The sequence below is a fragment of the Tenacibaculum profundi genome, assembly GCF_052050075.1.
Lineage (GTDB): Bacteria > Bacteroidota > Bacteroidia > Flavobacteriales > Flavobacteriaceae > Polaribacter.
Map to the genome: position 1 here is coordinate 1,771,848 of NZ_CP197225.1, position 19,145 is coordinate 1,790,992.

The 19,145-nt window shown below is 31.5% G+C and carries 18 protein-coding genes and 2 tRNA genes; 13 read left to right on the forward strand and 7 right to left on the reverse strand.

Features of this window, described 5'->3' with window-relative positions; translation table 11 throughout:
* Positions 1-15: 15 nt before the first annotated feature.
* Together ACSIGE_RS07220 and ACSIGE_RS07225 are read left to right on the forward strand one after the other, a co-directional pair.
* Positions 16-936: a geranylgeranylglycerol-phosphate geranylgeranyltransferase gene (locus tag ACSIGE_RS07220; RefSeq protein ID WP_440882085.1), complete on the forward strand. Its 921-nt coding sequence runs from the start codon at positions 16-18 to the stop codon at positions 934-936.
* Positions 937-978: 42 nt separating this feature from the next.
* The gene (locus ACSIGE_RS07225; RefSeq protein WP_440882086.1) at positions 979-1,815 is read left to right on the forward strand and encodes a pseudouridine synthase; all 837 of its coding nucleotides are present in this window, start codon (positions 979-981) and stop codon (positions 1,813-1,815) included.
* A 26-nt stretch (positions 1,816-1,841) separates the two neighbouring features.
* On the opposite strand, the gene ACSIGE_RS07230 is transcribed toward ACSIGE_RS07225, so the two are convergent.
* From ACSIGE_RS07230 to ACSIGE_RS07240, 3 genes are read right to left on the reverse strand one after another with little or no spacing between them, the layout of a single operon-like run.
* Entirely contained in the window at positions 1,842-2,213 is a 372-nt protein-coding gene (locus ACSIGE_RS07230; protein ID WP_440882087.1) for a heavy-metal-associated domain-containing protein, read from the reverse strand.
* Between the two features lie 2 nt (positions 2,214-2,215).
* A complete protein-coding gene (locus tag ACSIGE_RS07235; RefSeq protein ID WP_440882088.1) occupies positions 2,216-4,456 on the reverse strand; it encodes a TonB-dependent receptor in 2,241 nt (746 codons plus the stop codon).
* Between the two features lie 51 nt (positions 4,457-4,507).
* Entirely contained in the window at positions 4,508-4,921 is a 414-nt protein-coding gene (locus ACSIGE_RS07240; protein WP_440882089.1) for an HYC_CC_PP family protein, read from the reverse strand.
* Between the two features lie 88 nt (positions 4,922-5,009).
* Here ACSIGE_RS07240 and ACSIGE_RS07245 point away from each other — a divergent pair, with 88 nt between their 5' ends.
* The 8 genes from ACSIGE_RS07245 to rodA all read left to right on the forward strand — a co-directional run bounded on the left by ACSIGE_RS07245 (position 5,010) and on the right by rodA (position 12,944).
* Complete coding sequence (locus tag ACSIGE_RS07245) at positions 5,010-5,465, forward strand: GAF domain-containing protein (protein WP_440882090.1); 456 nt, start codon at positions 5,010-5,012, stop codon at positions 5,463-5,465.
* 92 nt (positions 5,466-5,557) lie between these two features.
* Positions 5,558-5,683 (forward strand): hypothetical protein, encoded by a 126-nt coding sequence (locus ACSIGE_RS07250; RefSeq protein ID WP_440882091.1) that lies wholly within the window; start codon positions 5,558-5,560, stop codon positions 5,681-5,683.
* A 148-nt stretch (positions 5,684-5,831) separates the two neighbouring features.
* Positions 5,832-7,358 carry a bifunctional phosphoribosylaminoimidazolecarboxamide formyltransferase/IMP cyclohydrolase gene (gene purH, locus ACSIGE_RS07255; protein ID WP_440882092.1) on the forward strand — a complete coding sequence of 509 codons (1,527 nt, stop codon included), beginning with the start codon at positions 5,832-5,834 and terminating at the stop codon, positions 7,356-7,358.
* 82 nt (positions 7,359-7,440) lie between these two features.
* Complete coding sequence (locus tag ACSIGE_RS07260; RefSeq protein ID WP_440882093.1) at positions 7,441-8,469, forward strand: rod shape-determining protein; 1,029 nt, start codon at positions 7,441-7,443, stop codon at positions 8,467-8,469.
* 13 nt (positions 8,470-8,482) lie between these two features.
* Entirely contained in the window at positions 8,483-9,310 is an 828-nt protein-coding gene (mreC, locus tag ACSIGE_RS07265; protein WP_440882094.1) for a rod shape-determining protein MreC, read from the forward strand.
* Positions 9,303-9,809 (forward strand): rod shape-determining protein MreD, encoded by a 507-nt coding sequence (gene mreD / locus ACSIGE_RS07270; RefSeq protein ID WP_440882095.1) that lies wholly within the window; start codon positions 9,303-9,305, stop codon positions 9,807-9,809. The genes mreC and mreD overlap by 8 nt, the downstream gene beginning before the upstream one ends.
* A complete protein-coding gene (gene mrdA, locus ACSIGE_RS07275) occupies positions 9,806-11,686 on the forward strand; it encodes a penicillin-binding protein 2 (protein WP_440882096.1) in 1,881 nt (626 codons plus the stop codon). Before mreD ends, mrdA begins: the two co-directional genes overlap by 4 nt.
* Positions 11,667-12,944 (forward strand): rod shape-determining protein RodA, encoded by a 1,278-nt coding sequence (gene rodA / locus ACSIGE_RS07280; RefSeq protein WP_440882097.1) that lies wholly within the window; start codon positions 11,667-11,669, stop codon positions 12,942-12,944. Before mrdA ends, rodA begins: the two co-directional genes overlap by 20 nt.
* A 464-nt stretch (positions 12,945-13,408) precedes the next feature.
* Here the strand turns inward: rodA and rpsT are convergent, their stop codons facing one another.
* From rpsT to proS, 4 genes are all read right to left on the reverse strand, one after another.
* On the reverse strand, positions 13,409-13,660 hold the full coding sequence (rpsT, locus tag ACSIGE_RS07285) for a 30S ribosomal protein S20 (RefSeq protein WP_440882098.1): 252 nt from the start codon (positions 13,658-13,660) through the stop codon (positions 13,409-13,411).
* A 34-nt stretch (positions 13,661-13,694) separates the two neighbouring features.
* Positions 13,695-13,766: transfer RNA gene (locus ACSIGE_RS07290), tRNA-Glu, on the reverse strand.
* A 60-nt stretch (positions 13,767-13,826) separates the two neighbouring features.
* Positions 13,827-13,898: transfer RNA gene (locus ACSIGE_RS07295), tRNA-Glu, on the reverse strand.
* Between the two features lie 77 nt (positions 13,899-13,975).
* A complete protein-coding gene (gene proS, locus ACSIGE_RS07300; RefSeq protein WP_440882099.1) occupies positions 13,976-15,454 on the reverse strand; it encodes a proline--tRNA ligase in 1,479 nt (492 codons plus the stop codon).
* 151 nt (positions 15,455-15,605) lie between these two features.
* On the opposite strand from proS, the gene ACSIGE_RS07305 reads away from it, so the two are divergent.
* From ACSIGE_RS07305 to ACSIGE_RS07315, 3 genes are all read left to right on the forward strand, one after another.
* Positions 15,606-16,700, forward strand: coding sequence for a hypothetical protein (locus tag ACSIGE_RS07305; RefSeq protein WP_440882100.1), 1,095 nt, complete (start codon positions 15,606-15,608; stop codon positions 16,698-16,700).
* A 65-nt stretch (positions 16,701-16,765) separates the two neighbouring features.
* Positions 16,766-18,142 carry an OmpP1/FadL family transporter gene (locus ACSIGE_RS07310; RefSeq protein ID WP_440882101.1) on the forward strand — a complete coding sequence of 459 codons (1,377 nt, stop codon included), beginning with the start codon at positions 16,766-16,768 and terminating at the stop codon, positions 18,140-18,142.
* Between the two features lie 101 nt (positions 18,143-18,243).
* On the forward strand, positions 18,244-19,140 hold the full coding sequence (locus tag ACSIGE_RS07315; RefSeq protein WP_440882102.1) for a NifU family protein: 897 nt from the start codon (positions 18,244-18,246) through the stop codon (positions 19,138-19,140).
* Positions 19,141-19,145 lie beyond the last annotated feature (5 nt).

The window sequence follows — 19,145 nt, forward strand, 5'->3', positions numbered from 1 at the left end:
CTAACCTTTGTCACTATGGGTAATACATCAAAAGTAACTATACTCTTTTATAAAGTATTTAGCCTATTATCAGTAGTTAGAGGACACAACATATTAATATTAATAGCAGCGCAATATTTAGCTGCTATTTTTATTTTTTCAGAGAACAAAGCTCTAAAAAACGTTCTTTTTGACTCTCATTTATTTCTGTTAGTACTCGCAACCACATGTGTAATTGCTGCAGGATACATTATAAATAACTTTTACGATGTAAAAGCCGACAGAATTAACCGCCCTATAAAATCTGGCTTGGACTCAATTGTTAAACAAGAAACTAAATTATCTTTATATTTTATTTTAAACTTTTTTGGTTCTTTATCTGGATGGCTAGTATCTTGGAGAGCAGCTATTTTCTTTACTTTTTATATTTTTAGTATTTGGTTATACTCTCATAAATTAAAAAGATATCCTGTCATTGGGCTTGTCTCAGCAACTACACTTACTATACTTCCCTTTTTCGTTATACTGGTGCATTTTAAAAATTTTTCAAAAGTTATTTTTGTACATGCTTGTTTTTTGTTTTTAGTTATAATGGTAAGAGAAATTATAAAAGATTTAGAAAATATAAAGGGAGCTATAATAAATAATTACAACACATTCTCAGTAAAATACGGAGAAAATAAAGCAAAACAACTTGTTATAATACTACTCATACTCACTCTACTACCGATAATAATATTATTTAATTACCCAGGAATAAATCATATGAAATATTACTTTTATTTTGCTGCTAGTATTTTATTATTTATTGGGATTTATATAAATAAGGTAACCACAAAAAATCAATACAGACTGCTTCACAACATACTAAAGCTATTATTATTAGCAGGTGTTTTTAGCCTAATCTTTATTGACAAAACATTAATATTAGATAAAGTGATTCGAGTTTTAGATTAGTTTTAAAATATTTAATTGTAAATTTGCACACATTTTTTAATTATGAATTCAAAAGACTCGTCGAGAGGACGACAAGCTGGTAAAATCAGCAATCCTCGTAATAAATCTCAATTTACAAAGAACTTCAAAAAGAACAAACCTCAAAAAAACGCTTCTCAAAAAGAGACAAAAGAAGGCATCAGGCTAAATAAATACATTGCCAATTCAGGAATTTGCTCAAGAAGAGAGGCTGACACTTTCATTGAGCATGGAAGCGTTACAATTAATGGTAAACTGGTTACAGAAATGGGCTATAAAGTCCAACCAGATGATGAAGTCCGTTTTGATGGTACACTCATATCAATGGAAAAGAAACGATATGTTTTACTAAATAAACCAAAAAACTACATCACAACAATGGAAGATGATCGTGGTAGAAAAACAGTAATGGAACTGGTTGGAAATGCAACATCTGAACGTATTTATCCCGTAGGAAGGTTAGACCGAAATACTACTGGTTTACTTTTATTTACAAATGACGGAGAATTAGCAAAAAAATTGACCCACCCAAAACATAATGTGAGAAAACTCTATCATGCTACTTTAGACAGAAAGCTAACATTGTCCGACTTAGAAAAATTAAGAGGTGATGTTACTATAGAAGGGAAAAGAGTTTTCATTGATGCCGTTTCCTATGTAGAAGGTGAAAAAAAGAACGAAGTTGGAATTGAAATTCATTCAGGAAGAAATAGAATTGTTCGTAAAATTTTTGAACACTTCGGATATAATGTAACAAAACTAGATCGTGTAATATTTGCTGGACTAACAAAAAAGAATTTACCACGCGGTCGCTGGAGAGAACTCACAAATCAAGAACTAAATAATTTACATATGTTATAAAAAAAACCGTGCTAAGCACGGTTTTTTTAAGCCTTTTTTTTATGATCATTTTTTACATCTTCATCTCTGTACTTACAGCAAGGATGTAAATTATCATAATCTATCTGAGAGGCCTTAACTTCTTTTGTATCATGACCTACCTTTGCTACCTTTTGCTTAATCAAATTTAATTCCGTTTTTCTTTCGTCAAAAATCAAACTTAAATCATGTGTTTCAACATTCCAATTAGCATATTTCACTCCTTTCATTGATAAGGCTGCCTTCTCAATTCTTTTCTTACACATCATACACACTCCATCAACATTAATTATAACTTTCGCATTTTTCTTCTTGTTTTGAGATAACATAGAAGATGTTATTCCTAACATTAAAAAAACAAATAAAACTTTTTTTCTCATTTTTAATCTAATTTAATTCTTAAACCTGTGTAATAATTGCTACCAAAAATTGGTGCGTAAACAATAGTAGTATCAAAATAAGCTCCAAATGGATTCTCACTACCCCGAATGGGACTATCTTGCCTAACATTTGTTATATTTTCAGCTCCTAAATATAATTCAAAAGTCTTAGAAAAAACCTTTGTTAATTGAGCATTTATTGTACTATAAGGTTTTGAGTAACTAGCTAGCCCTCTACTTTTAAGACCCTCATCTCCCCCCGGTATTCTTTGATTTCCTAACCAATTATATGTAAAATCAAACTTCCATTTTTCTCCATTGTTCTTCGAAATTGTCTCATAGGATGTATTTACAAAAAATCTATTTCTCGCTAAAAGAGGTTTTTCAAATCTACCGCTTTCATAATCAGTTTTTACATTATTAAGTCTGTATGCCAAGCGAATATTAAAATACGGTAATACGTTTTGAGTAATTTCGGTCTGAAAGCTTTCGGCTTTACTATCACCTTTTAAATCATAAAACGAAATAGCATTTAGATTTTCCCAGTCAACTACCACTTTATTTTGAAAAACTGTTCTATAATAATCGATACTAATTGATCCTTTCCGGTCAAACAACCTGAATCTTTGAGAAAAAGACACCCCTGAATTCCAGGCAATCTCTGGGTTTAACCCATAAATTCTCCCTTTGTTACTTTGAATATTAACACTCCGTGAAGAGGCAAATAACTGTAAATTTTCAGCGAAAATATTGGCACTTCTTACTCCTCTACCTATTGAGGCCTTAAAAACCCCTTTATTCCATGCAGCATAACGGGCATGTATTCTTGGAGTTAAAAAGACACCTAATAAATTATGAAAATCTAATCGAATACCAGCTGTTAAGCTAAAAAACTCATTATCATCATACGTATATTCAAAAAAAATGCCAAGATCATGTTCTTTTCTCTTAAAATTCTTGTCTATAACTAATTCAAAATAGTCATCTTGCAAAAAACTTGCTCCGACTTTAAATTGATGTCGAGTATCTCCAATTATTGAACTAAATAGGCCATTTACATAAAAACTTTTATGATAAATATCGTAGTCTTTTAATCCAAAATAAGATTTTTGCTGATGGTCATTGTAAGACATTTGAAAGCTAAACTTCTGAAAAGGTAAGTCTGGAAAAACATAACCTAACTTAGTGGATATAGCAGCTTTTGATGTATTTATCTCACTTCCCCAAAACTGGGGATTTTTATATTGTTTTTTAAAATCATAATAAATTTGACCTGTTTGCTTAGTATCATTCAAATACCTCAAATTAACAAAACCAATCCATCCTTTTTCAGAATCAATATATTGCCACCGATTCATTATATTAACTTGATTTGTTAAAGGATTATCTAAAAAGCCGTCGTTGTTTCTATCAAATTTTAGACTTCGATTGCTACCATGCAAATAAAAACCTGTGTACCATTTATCTGAAAGCTTTTGATTGAAATGAGTATTTAATTCTAATCTACCACCAAGCTCTCCATAAAAATTTGTAAAAAATTTACTGTCGCTAAAAGGTTTTACCAACTCCGCGTTAATCTGCCCAGAAATACTTTCATAACCGTTAGTAATACTCCCAGCTCCTTTCGTTATCTGTATGCTCTCAACCCATGATCCTGGAATAAAAGTTAAGCCAAATACTTGAGAAGCTCCTCGTACCGAAGGTATATTTTCCTGAGTAATTAAAAGGTATGGGCTTTTTAAACCTAACATTTGAATTTGTTTAGTCCCTGTTAAGGCATCTGAAAAATTTACATCAATTGATGGATTTGTTTCAAAACTCTCTGATAAATTACAACAGGCTGCTTTCAATAATTCAGCACTCCCTATATTCATTATATTTTGCGCATCTAAAAAAGACCGTTGAGTTGGTTCTTTAGAAACTATAATTTCAACTTCCTCAAGTATTTCTTTTTCTTTCAAAACGTATCTTAAATAAGATTTATTTTGAATTAATAATGTATCTGTTTTAAAACCAACATGACTAATAATCAGATAATTATCAGCTTGATTATTTGGTATTGTAAACATACCATCATCATTGGTTATCGTTCCTATTTGAGTGTTCATCCAAAATACTGATACCCCTGAAACCGCCTCTTCATTTCCTTTTTCATTTGTATATAAAACTTTTCCTTTAAACGTAACTTGCGAATAGCAAATCGAATTTATAAGCAGTATCGTAATACCGACTATATTTTTCATATTGTAAGTTATTGTGTTTGTTTTTTAATCAACTATAAATCAAAACACAAATCATAAAATAAATACCTGATACAATAAACGAATGTTATATACTATTTGAAGTGAATAGTATTTTTTGAGATCATAGACTTTAAAAACAAATTCAGCGTCCGATATGGTATTTGGTTTAAAAAATAATATCGTATACTTTTCTATATTCTGTTTCAACTCAATGGTACTTTCGAAGATATTTTTTTCTCCAGACAAAAAAATACGTTCGTTTTTACAACATGATTTTTTTTCGGAAACAGCAATACTAAATGACTTACAAGATGACTCCTTTTTACATGAATGTTTCTCTCCAAAAAAAGAAACACCAACTAATTTCCCTCCACAAAAATATTTTTCAATTGTAAAAGAAGTTGTTGACAAAACTAGCAGAATCGCTAATAAAATTGATGTTATTTTTGAGAATACTTTTATCACATTGGTAAAATTACGAAAAATATTTTTGCAATAGATATCTTCAAAGTACTTTTGCTACTTTGTTTAATATTTATTTGAAATAAAATTTATGGATAATATAATAGAGATAAAGAAGCAAATTGAAAGAATTTGTAGCTCTCAAAAACCCAAGGAAGAAAAACTTCAACAAATATGTGATTATTTAGCATCTGAAATTTCTTATTACGATTGGGTTGGCTTCTATTTCAAAAATGGGGATAAGAAGGAATTAAAACTTGCTCAATTTTTTGGAGAGCCCACTGAACATACAATAATTCCTTTTGGTAAAGGCATTTGTGGTCAAGTTGCTCTTAGCAATAAAAATTTTGTGGTTCAAGACGTAAGTGAACAGGATAATTATATTTCATGTGGTTGGAAAGTTAAATCAGAAATTGTTGTACCAATATTTATCGACGGACAAAATATAGGTCAAATTGACATTGATTCTCATTCAATAAACCCTTTTTCTTCGAAAGACGAGGAACTTCTAGAATTTATTTGCAAAAAAGTTAGTTTTTTCATTTAAAAACTAACTAAAATATTTGATAATTAAAGTTTTTTTATTTAATTTGAAAGATATTTATTAACAACTTTATTAACATTTAATTCCCTTATATTATGAGTAGTAATGAATTCCCCACTTACGCTGCTTTGGGCGACAGAAACGCTCAAAAGAAAAATCAACAAACTTTAATAGAGAAATTCACTTCATGGTTTAGAAATTTTCTTGAAAACGCAGAGTGAGAATTAAAATTTCGATTTATAGTTAATTTTAAAAAACACTGTCAAATTAGCAGAATTTTGGCAGTATTTTTTTATTCAAAAAACTAAACACTTTATTGTAAAACCCTCTAGGTTTTAGTATTTTTGGTCTCTTAACAACACAACAAAAATGGACAATACAAAAACCATAAAATCAGCACTAATTTCTGTATTTAATAAAGACGGATTAGAGCCAATTGTCAAAAATCTCAATGCGTTAGACGTTACTATTTATTCTACTGGAGGTACCGAAAAATTCATAAAAAATTTAGGTATTAATGTTTTACCTGTAGAAGATGTAACAGCTTATCCTTCTATATTAGGTGGAAGAGTAAAGACATTACACCCTAAAGTTTTCGGAGGTATTTTAAATAGGCAAGATCACGAAAGTGATATCGCAGAGATGAAAGACTTTGACATCCCTCAGCTTGATTTAGTTATTGTTGACTTATACCCTTTCGAAAAAACAGTTGCCTCAAATGCTTCCGAGCAAGAAATTATTGAAAAAATTGATATTGGAGGAATTTCACTTATTAGAGCAGCCGCCAAAAATTATAAAGACACTGTCATTGTTTCTTCAATGGAGCAATACAACGATTTTCTGTCAATAATAAGTCAATCAGGGGGGAAAACAACAATTGCTGAACGAAAAAGGTTTGCGTCAAAAGCTTTTAATATTTCCTCTCACTATGATACGGCCATTTTTAATTACTTCAATGAAGAAGAAATTGTTTATAAAGCTAGTGAAACTAGATCTAAAATCTTACGCTATGGGGAAAATCCTCATCAGAAAGGCTATTTCTTTGGAGATCTAGAGAATATGTTTGACAAGCTAAACGGTAAAGAACTCAGTTACAACAACCTACTAGACATTGATGCTGCTGTAAATTTGATGAATGAATTTACCAAGGAGCCTCCTACTTTTGCCATATTAAAACATAACAATGCCTGTGGCCTCGCACAACGGTCAACGATTCATGATGCTTACCTTGATGCACTAGCAGGAGATCCTGTGTCTGCTTTTGGTGGAATTTTAATAGCTAACGATACTATTGATCTAGCTACGGCACAAAAGATACATAAATTATTTTGCGAGGTAGTAATAGCCCCATCATACGATGATGACGCTTTAGAAATTTTGAAAGGGAAAAAAAACAGAATAATTTTAATTCAAAAAACAACAAAGCTATCTCAACAGACTGTAAGAACAGCCTTGAATGGATTTCTTGTTCAAGATAAAGACAATAAGACAGATCTATTAGAAGATATAATTTATGCAACAAACAATAAACCGTCTGGAAAAGAGTTAGATGATTTATTATTTGCTTCAAAAATTTGTAAGCATACAAAATCAAATACGATTGTTTTGGTCAAAAACAAACAACTACTAGCAAGTGGAACCGGCCAAACAAGCAGAGTAGATGCGTTAAAACAAGCTATTGAAAAAGCTAAAAGTTTTGATTTTGATTTATCCGACTCAGCAATGGCTAGTGATGCGTTTTTCCCTTTTCCTGATTGTGTTGAAATTGCACATAAGGCAGGCGTGAAAAATGTAATTCAACCGGGAGGATCTATTAAAGATCAACTGAGTATTGACTACTGTGATAAAAATCAATTAGCAATGATTTTCACAGGAACAAGACATTTTAAACATTAATTATTTTTGATGTAAAAGCTATCTATATTTTTTATAGATTTGTGTGTACGCATCAATTATTTAGATAAAAGACAAACATTTTATGGGGTTTTTCGACTTTATGACCGAAGATATTGCTGTTGATTTAGGAACTGCAAACACGCTAATAATCCATAATGGAAAAGTAGTTATTGACAGCCCTTCTATTGTTGCAAGAAATAGACTTTCTGGTAAAATTATTGCTACGGGTCATGAGGCCAATAGAATGCAAGGAAAAACACATGAAAACATAAAAACAATACGCCCACTTAAAGATGGAGTAATCGCTGATTTTCAGGCCTCTGAAGAAATGATTAAGGAATTTGTAAAAAAAATTCCTGCCATTAAAAAGAAGCTTTTTCCTCCTTCTTTAAGAATGGTTATTTGTATTCCTTCTGGTATTACAGAAGTTGAGAAACGTGCTGTTATCGACTCTGGACGCCATATGAATGCCAAAGAAATATATCTTATATATGAACCTATGGCAGCAGCGATAGGTGTTGGAATAGATATTATGGAACCGAAAGGTAACATGATTATTGATATAGGTGGTGGAACAACTGAAATTGCTGTAATTGCTCTTGCGGGTATTGTATGCGATCAGTCTGTGAAAGTTGCTGGAGATTTATTCACGAACGATATAATGTATTATATGCGAACACAGCACAATTTATACGTTGGCGAAACTACTGCGGAAAAAATAAAAATTCAAATTGGTTCAGCCACAGAAGATCTTGATACACCTCCAGATGATATGATGGTTCAAGGTAGAGACTTACTCAGTGGCAAACCTAAACAAGTTCAAGTTTCATATAGAGAAATTGCCAAAGCGCTTGATAAATCAATATTAAGAATTGAAGACTCTGTAATGGAAACTTTATCTAAAACTCCTCCAGAATTAGCTGCTGACATATATAATACTGGTATATACTTAGCAGGAGGAGGCTCTATGCTAAGAGGCTTAGATAAACGCTTATCTCGCAAGACTGACTTACCTGTTTATGTAGCAGAAGATCCACTTAGAGCTGTAGTTCGTGGGACTGGTATTGCTCTTAAAAATCTAGAAAAATACAAATCAGTATTGATCAAATAAATAATGTTAATTCATGCAGCAGCTTGTTTATTTCTTACAGAAGTATAAGTATTTTTTGTATTTTCTTTTTTTAGAAATTACAGCTGTTGTACTGATAATTAACAATTATTCTTTTCACAAAAGTAAAGTGATAAGTTCTGCTAATCTCATTTCTGGTGGAATACTGAATAAAGTAAACAACATAAACAAGTACTTCCATTTAAACACTGAAAATACATTACTTGCAAAAGAAAATATTATACTTAAAAATAAAATTGAACAACTTTCTAAAATAATTGATAGTAACAAAATTACTGTCGTCGTTGATAGCCTAAAGTACAATCAAAAGTATATATATAAAGCTGGAAAAATAATTAGTAATAACTATAATTTTTCTTATAATTTTATGACTATTGACAAGGGTAAAAATGATAATATTTCTAATGAAATGGCTGTGATAAATAGTAAAGGAATTATCGGAATCACGGAAGATGTTACCAGTAGATATTCTAGAGTGCAGTCAATTTTAAATAAGAATAGTAAAATAAACGCAAGACTCAAGAATAGTCATCATTTCGGAACGTTAGAATGGAATGGAAATAATGTAAACATTGTTCAATTATCGGATATTCCTAGACAAGCAGTTTTAAAAGTTGGAGACACAGTAATCACTGGAGGCAAGTCTTCTATATTTCCTGAAGGACTAAATATTGGAACTATAGCCAGTATTCCTGAAAAAGCTTCTGCTATCAATACAATAGATGTTAAACTTTTTAACGATATGACAAATATTGGTAATATTAACATCGTTATAAATTTTCACAAAAGTGAGATTAATGAGCTAAACAAAAAAAATGAATAGAACGATACATTTAATTTTATTATTCTTGTTTTTTGTGCTTTTACAAGTAATTGTGCTTAATAATGTTTTACTATTCGGGTATATCAATCCTTACCTATACATTTCTTATATATTTATTTTCCCTCTTAATCAAAAACGTTTCCTTTTTCTTTCTCTTAGTTTCATACTTGGCTTGCTAATTGACTTATTTTCCAATTCTGGAGGAATTCATGCCTTCGCGACCTTATTTATAGCTTATATTAGATTATTTTTAGTGAAAACTATTTTTAAAAAAACAGAATCTGATTATTTATTATTTGACTTAAAACTGGAAACATTTGGTAAAGTGTTTAACTATGTTACAATTTTAACAATTATACATCATTTTATATTATTTAGCTTTACCAACTTCAGCTTTAGTAATTTTTCAAATATTATAATTAACACCCTACTATCAACGTTATTTACCCTAATACTGTACTTTTTAGGAAGTTTTATTTTTAGAAAAAAGTTATCATGAGAAGAAGCTTTTTATTAATTTTTCTTATTTTCCTAGTTTCGCTTATTTATATTGGAAGACTTTTTCAGTTACAAATTCTTAAGAGCGAAAAACAAAACCCTGCTTTTACCTCAACAGTTAAAGTTGAATATGATTATCCTGAAAGGGGATATGTGTATGATCGTAAAGGGAAATTATTAGTTGCAAACCAATTATCATATGATGTTATGGTTATTCCGAAGGAAGTAAAACCACTTGACACCTTAGAATTTTGCTCTCTTTTAAAAATAACAAAAGAAAATTTTTTAAACCGTTTTAAAAAAGCTGAACAATACGCTAGGTGGCTCCCTTCTGTTTTTTTAAAACAATTATCGAAAGACCATTTCGCTTTTTTACAAGAAAAATTATCCAAATATAAAGGCTTTTACGTTCAAAAGCGGATTATACGAAATTATCCGATAAACTCTGCTGCAAATGTACTGGGCTTTATTGGTGAGGTTAACGAGCAAAAAGCAAAGTTAAGTACTTACTATGAACAAGGTGAGCTAATTGGAAAACTAGGTATAGAAAAACAATACGAAAAAGATCTTAGGGGAATAAAAGGTAAAAGATATTTCAAAAGAAATAACCTAAATGAAATAACTGGACCTTATAATGAAGGAAAACTAGACACCCTTTCTATACCTGGTAAAGACTTAACATTAACAATCGACAGTGATTTACAGCAATATGGTGAAAAATTAATGAAAGGAAAAAGAGGTGGTATTGTAGCTATTGAGCCTAAAACAGGTGAAATTTTAGCTCTAATTACCGCACCTTCATATGATCCTAATCTATTAGTTGGGAGGAAACGTTCTAAAAACTCTACAAAATTATTTTACGATTCGATCAATAAGCCAACATTCGATAGAGGACTGCAAGCAATGTATGCTCCTGGATCACCTTTTAAAATTATTAATGGATTGATTGGTCTTCAGGAAGGAGTTATAAATAATAATTTTTCGGTACGTTGTTTTGGTGGTTATAGATACGGCCGACAAAAAAAAGAGTTTATGAGGTGCCATTGTGGAATAATTGGAAATCCTATACATTTAAAAACCGCCATCGCTAAGTCTTGCAATAGTTATTTTGCTACAACATACAGAAGAATAATAGATAATGCTAAAGATTCAAAAACAGGACTTGAGATTTGGAGTAAACATGCAAAAAGTTTTGGTCTTGGTAATTATTTAGGCTACGACTTACCAACAGGACAAAAAGGTAGAATTCCTGACTCTACTTATTACAATAGTTGGTACAATTTTAGATGGGGTGCCACTCACACCATTTCTAATGCAATTGGTCAAGGAGAAGTTGAAACCACCCCAATGCAACTAGCTAATATGACTGTTGCAATTGCTAACAAAGGGCATTATTATCGCCCACACATTGTCAAAAAAATTAATAATAAACTTATAAAAGATAAGACTTATACTGAAAAAATAAAAACAACTATAGCTCCAAAGCACTTTGAAATTGCTATCGAAGCTATGCATGAAGTTTTTACAAGAGGAACTGCAAGAGGGAGTAAAGTAAAGGATATAGAAATTTGCGGAAAAACAGGGACAGTTGAAAACTTCACTAGAATAAATGGTGAACGTATACAACTTAAAGATCATTCTATTTTAGTGGCTTTCGCTCCAAAAAATAATCCCAAAATAGCCCTCGCTGTCTATATTGAAAATGGTGGATATGGATCAACAATTGCAGCACCAATAACCAGTCTTATCATTGAAAAGTATTTAAAAGGTCATGTCGAAAGAAGATATATTGAAGAGAAAATGATTGATTTAAGTTTAAAATCAGAATATGATAAATTAATTCCTAAAATAGATAGTATTGCGCCAAGAGAGAAATAACATATTTGTCGGAATCGACTGGGTTACCGTAATTCTTTATATTATTCTTATCATTTTTGGATGGGTTAATATTTATGCGGCCTCCTCCAATGAAATTGATAACCAAATTTTTAACTTTTCAACAAGATATGGAAAACAATTAATCTGGATAGCTCTTAGCATACCTATTATAATATTCGTACTATTCTTCAACTCCAAATTCTATGAAACTTTTTCAAGCATATTATATGTTATTTCTATTTTATTTCTGATTGGAGTTCTGGTTTTTGGAAAGAAAATTAATGGTGCAACTTCCTGGTATAGCTTTGGAGGGGTAGGCCTCCAACCTTCCGAGTTCATGAAAGCTTTTACAGCACTCGCACTAGCAAAGTTAATGAGTGATAGGCAATACAACTTAGGTCTCTTAAAAAATCAAGTAAAAGCATTTGTTATCATTTTTTTGCCAGCTTTTTTTATAGCATTACAACCGGATATGGGGTCCGTTCTTATTTATTTCTCTTTCTTTTTTGTATTAAATAGAGAGGGTTTAACACTAACATATATTATTTTAGGAACATTCTCAATTTTGCTGTTTTTATTAACTATTTCCTTTGGAGTCGCAACAGTATTAACAATTTCATTGACCCTTATTTCAACTTATATACTATACGCTATTTATAAGAACAAAAGATTTATTCGGTTTAATATTTTTAAGGTGATCGGTACTTATGCAGTTACAAGTATCTTCATTATTGGAATAGGATATATATATGACAACGTAATAGAACAACATCAAAAAGACCGTTTTGATATTTTACTAGGCAAAATTAAAGATAATACAGGTATTGGTTATAACACCTACCAGGCAGAACTAACCATAAGCTCTGGTGGCTTTAGTGGAAAAGGATTTCTAAAAGGGGATAGAACACAGGGTAATTTTGTACCTGAACAAGATACAGACTATATATTCAGCACAGTTTGTGAAGAATGGGGGTTCTTGGGAAGTTCTGCTGTAATAATTATATTTTCACTTTTTCTATTCAGAATTATATATCTAGCAGAAAAGCAAACAAATAAATTCGGAAGGATTTACGGTTATGGCGTCGTTTCTATATTCTTTTTTCATGTTATAGTAAATATTGGTATGGTAATAGGTATTTTACCTACAATCGGAATACCGCTCCCTTTTTTTAGTTATGGTGGTTCTTCTCTATGGGGTTTTACCCTCCTTCTATTTATTTTCATACGATTAGATGCTTATAAAGCATATGATCTATAAACGTTTCTCCGCCCCTTTTTTAAACTTCTTTAATGTCCTAACAACTTATTCTAACTATTTAAATCCCTAATTATTTCTTTCTTAAAGATCTATAACAATCTATTTTTACTACTTTAACAAAAAAGATGGTTCTTAAAAAGTAAATTTAATTAAATATTATTCTAAAAGTTTCATGTTAATTTAAAGAAGTAGAAAATTCAGATTTTAAAGTTTTTGATGGTTGGCAGTCAATCCCAATATCTATAGATTATCAATCTATTCTATCTTTATGCACTTATTTTATACATAGAAATACAAATCAAATGCTTCGAAAAACCATTTAAACACTAACATAAAAGCTACGGGAATACAATATCCATTAGTAATCCATAGGGTATGGTATGTTTTTAAATATTATTTTTTTGATAAAAGAAAAGGGCGCCCAATCAAGGGTGCCCTTTTAACTATTAACTAACCTTAAAACTTTATAAAGCAGCTACATGTTTAGCCAATTTAGACTTTAAGTTAGCAGCTTTATTTTTATGTATAATATTATTTTTTGCCAGCTTGTCAAGCATTGAAATTACTGAAGAAAACATACCTTCAGCTTCTTTTTTATCTGTTGAAGCTCTTAATTTTTTCACAGCATTACGTGTTGTTTTGTGCTGATATTTATTTCTTAAGCGTTTTGCTTCGTTACTTCTTATTCTTTTTAATGCTGACTTATGATTTGCCATTTTAATAAAGCGTTAAATGTTTATAAAAACTTTGTAGTCCGTACGGGAATCGAACCCGTGTTACCAGGATGAAAACCTGGCGTCCTAACCCCTAGACGAACGGACCATTGTTTTAGTGTATTATATTAATATAATTTCATACTGCTAACGAATATAAAATTATTTGTAGTCCGTACGGGAATCGAACCCGTGTTACCAGGATGAAAACCTGGCGTCCTAACCCCTAGACGAACGGACCATCACAATACATATCTGTGATTGCGGGTGCAAATATATAAACTATTTTAAATTACACCAAATCTTTTTTTAAAATTTTCAATAGGCTTTTGCAAATAAAACTCTTCGTACTGATGGCTTTCCTGTTAACACACACATACCTTGCTCTTTAGCATAATCATTAGGAATGCATCGAATGGTAGCTTTAGTTAACTCTTTTATTTTTTCTTCAGTTTCATTAGTTCCGTCCCAATGCGCTGAAACGAACCCGCCTTTCTTCTCTATCACTTCTTTAAACTCTTCAAAAGTTTCCACCTTTGTGGTGTGATTTGTTCTGTAATCTAATGCCTTTTTAAATAAGTTTTCTTGAATATCATTTAAAAGGTTCGTAATATGATTTACTAACTCATTTTGCTCAATTATTTCTTTTTCAAAGGTGTCTCTTCGAGCTACCTCAACTGTACCATTTTCAATATCACGATTTCCTACAGCAACACGTACAGGCACCCCTTTAAGCTCGTATTCTGCAAACTTTGCTCCAGGCCTCATTGTATCTCTGTCATCAAACTTAACAGTAATCCCCTTAGCCCTAAGACTTGATATAAGTTCAGACATTTTATCAAAGATGATATTTAACTGATCCTCTCCCTTGTAAATCGGCACTATTACTACTTGAATTGGAGCTAATTTTGGTGGTAGTACCAGACCTGAATCATCTGAATGTGTCATTATCAATCCTCCTATTAAACGGGTAGATACCCCCCAAGAAGACGCCCAAACATATTCTTGTTTTCCTTCTCTAGATGTATATTTAACATCAAACGCTTTTGCAAAATTTTGACCTAAAAAATGTGACGTTCCTGCTTGCAAAGCCTTTCCGTCCTGCATTAAAGCTTCAATCGTATACGTCGCATCTGCTCCCGCAAAACGTTCACTTTCGGTTTTTTCTCCTTTTACAACTGGCATTGCCATATATTCCTCTGCAAACACGGCATAGATATCTTGCATCTGTTTTGTCTCAAACAGTGCTTCCTCTTTTGTAGCATGCGCCGTATGACCTTCTTGCCAAAGAAACTCTGCCGTACGAAGAAACAAACGAGTACGCATTTCCCAGCGAACAACATTTGCCCATTGATTAATTAATAAAGGTAAATCTCTATGAGATTGTATCCAACCTTTATAGGTGTTCCATATAACAGCCTCTGAAGTAGGTCGTACTACCAACTCTTCCTCCAACTTCGCTTCTGGGTCAACTCTTAATTTACCTTCTCTATCTGGGTCACTCTGTAATCGATAATGCGTAACTACAGCACATTCTTTTGCAAAACCTTCTGCATTTTTCTCTTCAGCTTCGAATAAACTTTTAGGTACAAAAAGTGGAAAATAGGCATTTTGATGTCCTGTCTCTTTAAACATCCTATCTAACTCTGCTTGCATTTTTTCCCAAATTGCAAAACCATATGGTTTAATTACCATACATCCTCTAACTGCCGACGTCTCAGCTAAATCTGCTTTAACAATCAATTCGTTATACCATTTAGAATAATCTTCTGCTCTTTTTGTTAAATGTTTACTCATATAAGAAAGTTTGGCATAAAATTTGTAAATTTTTATGCGTAAATTGTAGGTGCAAAACTACGTTAAAAAGGTAATAAGCCCAACAAAAAATATTTTTTTGCAACGCAATGTAAAAGAAAAGTAATTCGTTCAACTATAAAAAAGTCCTAACATGATACCAAAATACACCAAATCCAGATTTTTTTACCCAAAATTCATTTTATTCATTATATCGATTTTATTAGCTTCTTGTGGTACGATGCAAACCGTTTCTAACAACGATGGTATTTATAACGATGAACCTCTGGCTCAACATGAATCACAAAGGAATAGTATAATAACACCCAGTGATAATGAGTTTCAAAAAAATGAAGATAATTATTTTTCTAAAGAATTAGAAAGAATTGGACTACTGAACGGAACAGATATTTTTACAGACATTGATAATTATAAGTCTGATACTGATGATGATTTCGAACTAGAAAACAACTTTGATACTGAAACCGAAGAAATCAATAGAAGTTATAACTCATATGCTCCTTGGGGTTATCATTCAGATGACAATGATGTTGTTATCAATGTTAATACCAATCCGAATTGGGGCTGGAATAACTGGGGATATGGTTGGAATGATTGGGGTTGGAATAATTGGGGCTGGAATAACTGGGGCTGGAATAACTGGGGATATGGTTGGAATGATTGGGGTTGGAATAATTGGGGCTGGAATAATCGCTGGTGGAGAGGGCGTTATATATATGGAAATAGATGGGGATGGAATAATTATTGCCCTCCATATGGATATGCAAATCGTAGATATTTTTATGGTAATAGAAGAAATGCTAACTACTATCGAATGGGAGCAAGGAGAGGCTATAATAACTACAGAGGTCATTATACAAGACGAGCTATAACCTCTAGACGTTCTTCAAATGTATATAGAAATAGTCGAAATATAAGATCCTCAAGAAGACACGGCAGTATTAACCGAAGATCTTCAAGAACCTATAGAAATTCAACAGGTAGATCATCAAACAGAAATTTTTCAAGATCAAGAAGTAATTCTAATCGTAACTATACTCCTTCAAAAAGAAGAACCCGCTCTAGAACGTATACACCTTCCAGATCAAAGAATAACAATTCCTCAAGAAACTACTCTCCTTCAAGATCAAGGAGATCTTCAAACTACTCACCATCAAGAAGGGGTAGTTCCTCAAGAAGTTACTCTTCAGGAAGGTCTAGTTCTCGATCTAGAAGTAGGAGAAACTAAAAACTTTAAATAATTTAAACTAACTACGCAATATAATTACAGTTTATATTTTAAAAATTACAGTAATGAAAAAATTAGTATTATTAGGAATTTTACTTAGTTCCTCGCTAAGTAGTTTTTCACAAGATTTTGAATTTCAAAGATTAAACTACAACCAACTTGGTTTACTATTTTCACAAGATGATAATTACGGGACTGCTAGATTTGAAGCTATGAGTGGTGCTTTTGGGGCTCTTGGAGGTGATCTTTCTGCATTTAGAATCAACCCAGCAGGTAGTGCTGTTTCTTTATCAAGTACAGCATCGGTTTCCTTAAGTCATTTAAATTCGGACTATGCTTCTATATACTATGGGAATTCTTCAAATTCATTCAATGATTCTTTTAATCTATCACAAGCTGGCGCCATATTCACTTTTAGCACCAATTCAACAGAATGGAAAAGAGTCGCTTTTACTGTTAACTATAATGTCAAAAGTAATTTTAATTCTTTCTATAGAGTCGCAGGAAACAGTCAATTTTTATACAATAGCGAACACCTAGATGATTTAGAAATAAATAAAAATCAATTTGATAGATCGTTGGAGCAAGATTTTTCAGTTGAAAAAAGAGGAAAATCAAGTGTTATTAATTTTGGACTTTCAGCAGTACATGATAATAAGCTTTTTGTTGGTGTTTCTCTTAATTTTCATGATTTAAACTTAAACAGGATATCTCATTTAATAGAAAAGAATGATGATAGAAATGGAAACATATTAATCGCCGATAATTTAATTGATTCATATATACAAGGAAATGGTTTTTCTTTAGGCTTAGGTTTTATTTATAAATTCAATCATAATTTAAGATTTGGGCTCGCTTACGAAACTCCAACCTGGTTTAATGAAATACAAGAAGATTATGCTGAAGACCTAATACATGAAGAAGTAAAAGATTTAGATTTTTTTAAAACTCGTGCTGTACCGATAGAAGAAGGAGCTATTTACAGGTTTAGAACTAATAGTAGAATCACAGCTAGCGGCGCTTATATTATTGGAAAGCAAGGTTTAATAAGTTTTGATTATACATACAAAGATTATCCAAACATAAAGTATAGAGAAAATTCTTCTACTTTCATTGATGCAAATCAAAATTTTAACTCAAACTACAGAGCAACCCACTCTTTTAATTTAGGTACAGAATGGCGTTTTGACAGGCTAAGTATTAGAGGTGGTTATCATTATTCTAAAAATCCTAACCTTTTGGTAGCAATTGGTGGAAATACAAATGATGATAATATCAGAGGTTTTTCAACAGGGTTAGGTTATAATTTTGGAAATATGAAAATTGACCTATCTTACAGTAAATTTGAAAACCAAGAATTTGAATCAATATATAATCCTGGAGACATTATTCTTGACAACGATACTTCAAGAATCTCAGGAACACTTACCATAAACTTGTAATCAAAACACAAATAATTATAAAAGAGACCCTCTATTACGGGTCTCTTCTTGTTATTATTTCTCAGTTTTTTACCGTAATTTTGCATTTCATTCAGAAAGATATGGACTCAGTTAAAATAAACATTCAAGAAACTAGTAACGAAACCATTATTAAATTTGTTAGTAGCAGTATTTTAATAAATGGTGGAAGTTATGAATACAATAATATTGATGAGGCTAAGAACTCTTCTTTGGCTCAGCAACTATTTTATTTACCTTTTGTTAAAAAAGTATTTGTAACGGCAAATTTTATTGCTATTCAACGTTATGACATAGTGCAATGGGATGATGTTGCTGAAGAAGTAAAGGAACAAATTGAGGCCTACATAAAAAAAGGCAACCCTGTTGTCAAAGAAAATACTGAAAAGAAAGAGCCTATTGAAGTTTATGCTGAAGTAACTCCAAACCCTAGTGTAATGAAGTTTGGAACCAACAAAGCGCTTACACAAACAGATGTGGAATTAAAAAATATTGATGAGGCTAGTAAATCCTCCCCTTTAGCGCAAGAGCTTTTCAGTTTCCCATTTGTGAAAGAAATTTTTATTTCTGAAAATTATATTTCAATTATGAAGTATGATATGGTCGAATGGAATGAAGTATACCATGATATAAGAGCTTTTATAAGAAATTATCTCTTAGAAGGAAAGACTATTATTTCCAAGCTCCCTGAAATTAAAAAAGAAACAACTCAAAAGACTGAAGAAAAAACTAATCTCTCTGATATTGAAACAAAAATAGTTGCTATTTTGGATGAATATATAAAACCCGCCGTTGCTTCAGATGGTGGAAATATTGCATTTAAATCTTACGATCGAGAACAAAAACAAGTGAATGTTATCTTACAAGGAGCATGTAGTGGTTGCCCTTCTTCTACCATTACTTTGAAAAATGGCATAGAAACAATGCTAAAAGAAATGTTGCCCAATCAAGTAAATGAAGTTGTTGCCATTAATGGATAATTCAA

What these genes read in the sequence shown, in the direction of transcription:
- ACSIGE_RS07220 (WP_440882085.1), top strand. Translation starts at nt 16, where the DNA reads ATGGGTAATACATCAAAAGTAACTATACTCTTTTATAAAGTATTTAGC.
- ACSIGE_RS07225 (WP_440882086.1), top strand. Translation starts at nt 979, where the DNA reads ATGAATTCAAAAGACTCGTCGAGAGGACGACAAGCTGGTAAAATCAGC.
- ACSIGE_RS07230 (WP_440882087.1), bottom strand. Translation starts at nt 2,213, where the DNA reads ATGAGAAAAAAAGTTTTATTTGTTTTTTTAATGTTAGGAATAACATCT.
- ACSIGE_RS07235 (WP_440882088.1), bottom strand. Translation starts at nt 4,456, where the DNA reads ATGAAAAATATAGTCGGTATTACGATACTGCTTATAAATTCGATTTGC.
- ACSIGE_RS07245 (WP_440882090.1), top strand. Translation starts at nt 5,010, where the DNA reads ATGGATAATATAATAGAGATAAAGAAGCAAATTGAAAGAATTTGTAGC.
- ACSIGE_RS07250 (WP_440882091.1), top strand. Translation starts at nt 5,558, where the DNA reads ATGAGTAGTAATGAATTCCCCACTTACGCTGCTTTGGGCGACAGAAAC.
- purH (WP_440882092.1), top strand. Translation starts at nt 5,832, where the DNA reads ATGGACAATACAAAAACCATAAAATCAGCACTAATTTCTGTATTTAAT.
- ACSIGE_RS07260 (WP_440882093.1), top strand. Translation starts at nt 7,441, where the DNA reads ATGGGGTTTTTCGACTTTATGACCGAAGATATTGCTGTTGATTTAGGA.
- mreC (WP_440882094.1), top strand. Translation starts at nt 8,483, where the DNA reads ATGCAGCAGCTTGTTTATTTCTTACAGAAGTATAAGTATTTTTTGTAT.
- mreD (WP_440882095.1), top strand. Translation starts at nt 9,303, where the DNA reads ATGAATAGAACGATACATTTAATTTTATTATTCTTGTTTTTTGTGCTT.
- mrdA (WP_440882096.1), top strand. Translation starts at nt 9,806, where the DNA reads ATGAGAAGAAGCTTTTTATTAATTTTTCTTATTTTCCTAGTTTCGCTT.
- rpsT (WP_440882098.1), bottom strand. Translation starts at nt 13,660, where the DNA reads ATGGCAAATCATAAGTCAGCATTAAAAAGAATAAGAAGTAACGAAGCA.
- proS (WP_440882099.1), bottom strand. Translation starts at nt 15,454, where the DNA reads ATGAGTAAACATTTAACAAAAAGAGCAGAAGATTATTCTAAATGGTAT.
- ACSIGE_RS07305 (WP_440882100.1), top strand. Translation starts at nt 15,606, where the DNA reads ATGATACCAAAATACACCAAATCCAGATTTTTTTACCCAAAATTCATT.
- ACSIGE_RS07310 (WP_440882101.1), top strand. Translation starts at nt 16,766, where the DNA reads ATGAAAAAATTAGTATTATTAGGAATTTTACTTAGTTCCTCGCTAAGT.
- ACSIGE_RS07315 (WP_440882102.1), top strand. Translation starts at nt 18,244, where the DNA reads ATGGACTCAGTTAAAATAAACATTCAAGAAACTAGTAACGAAACCATT.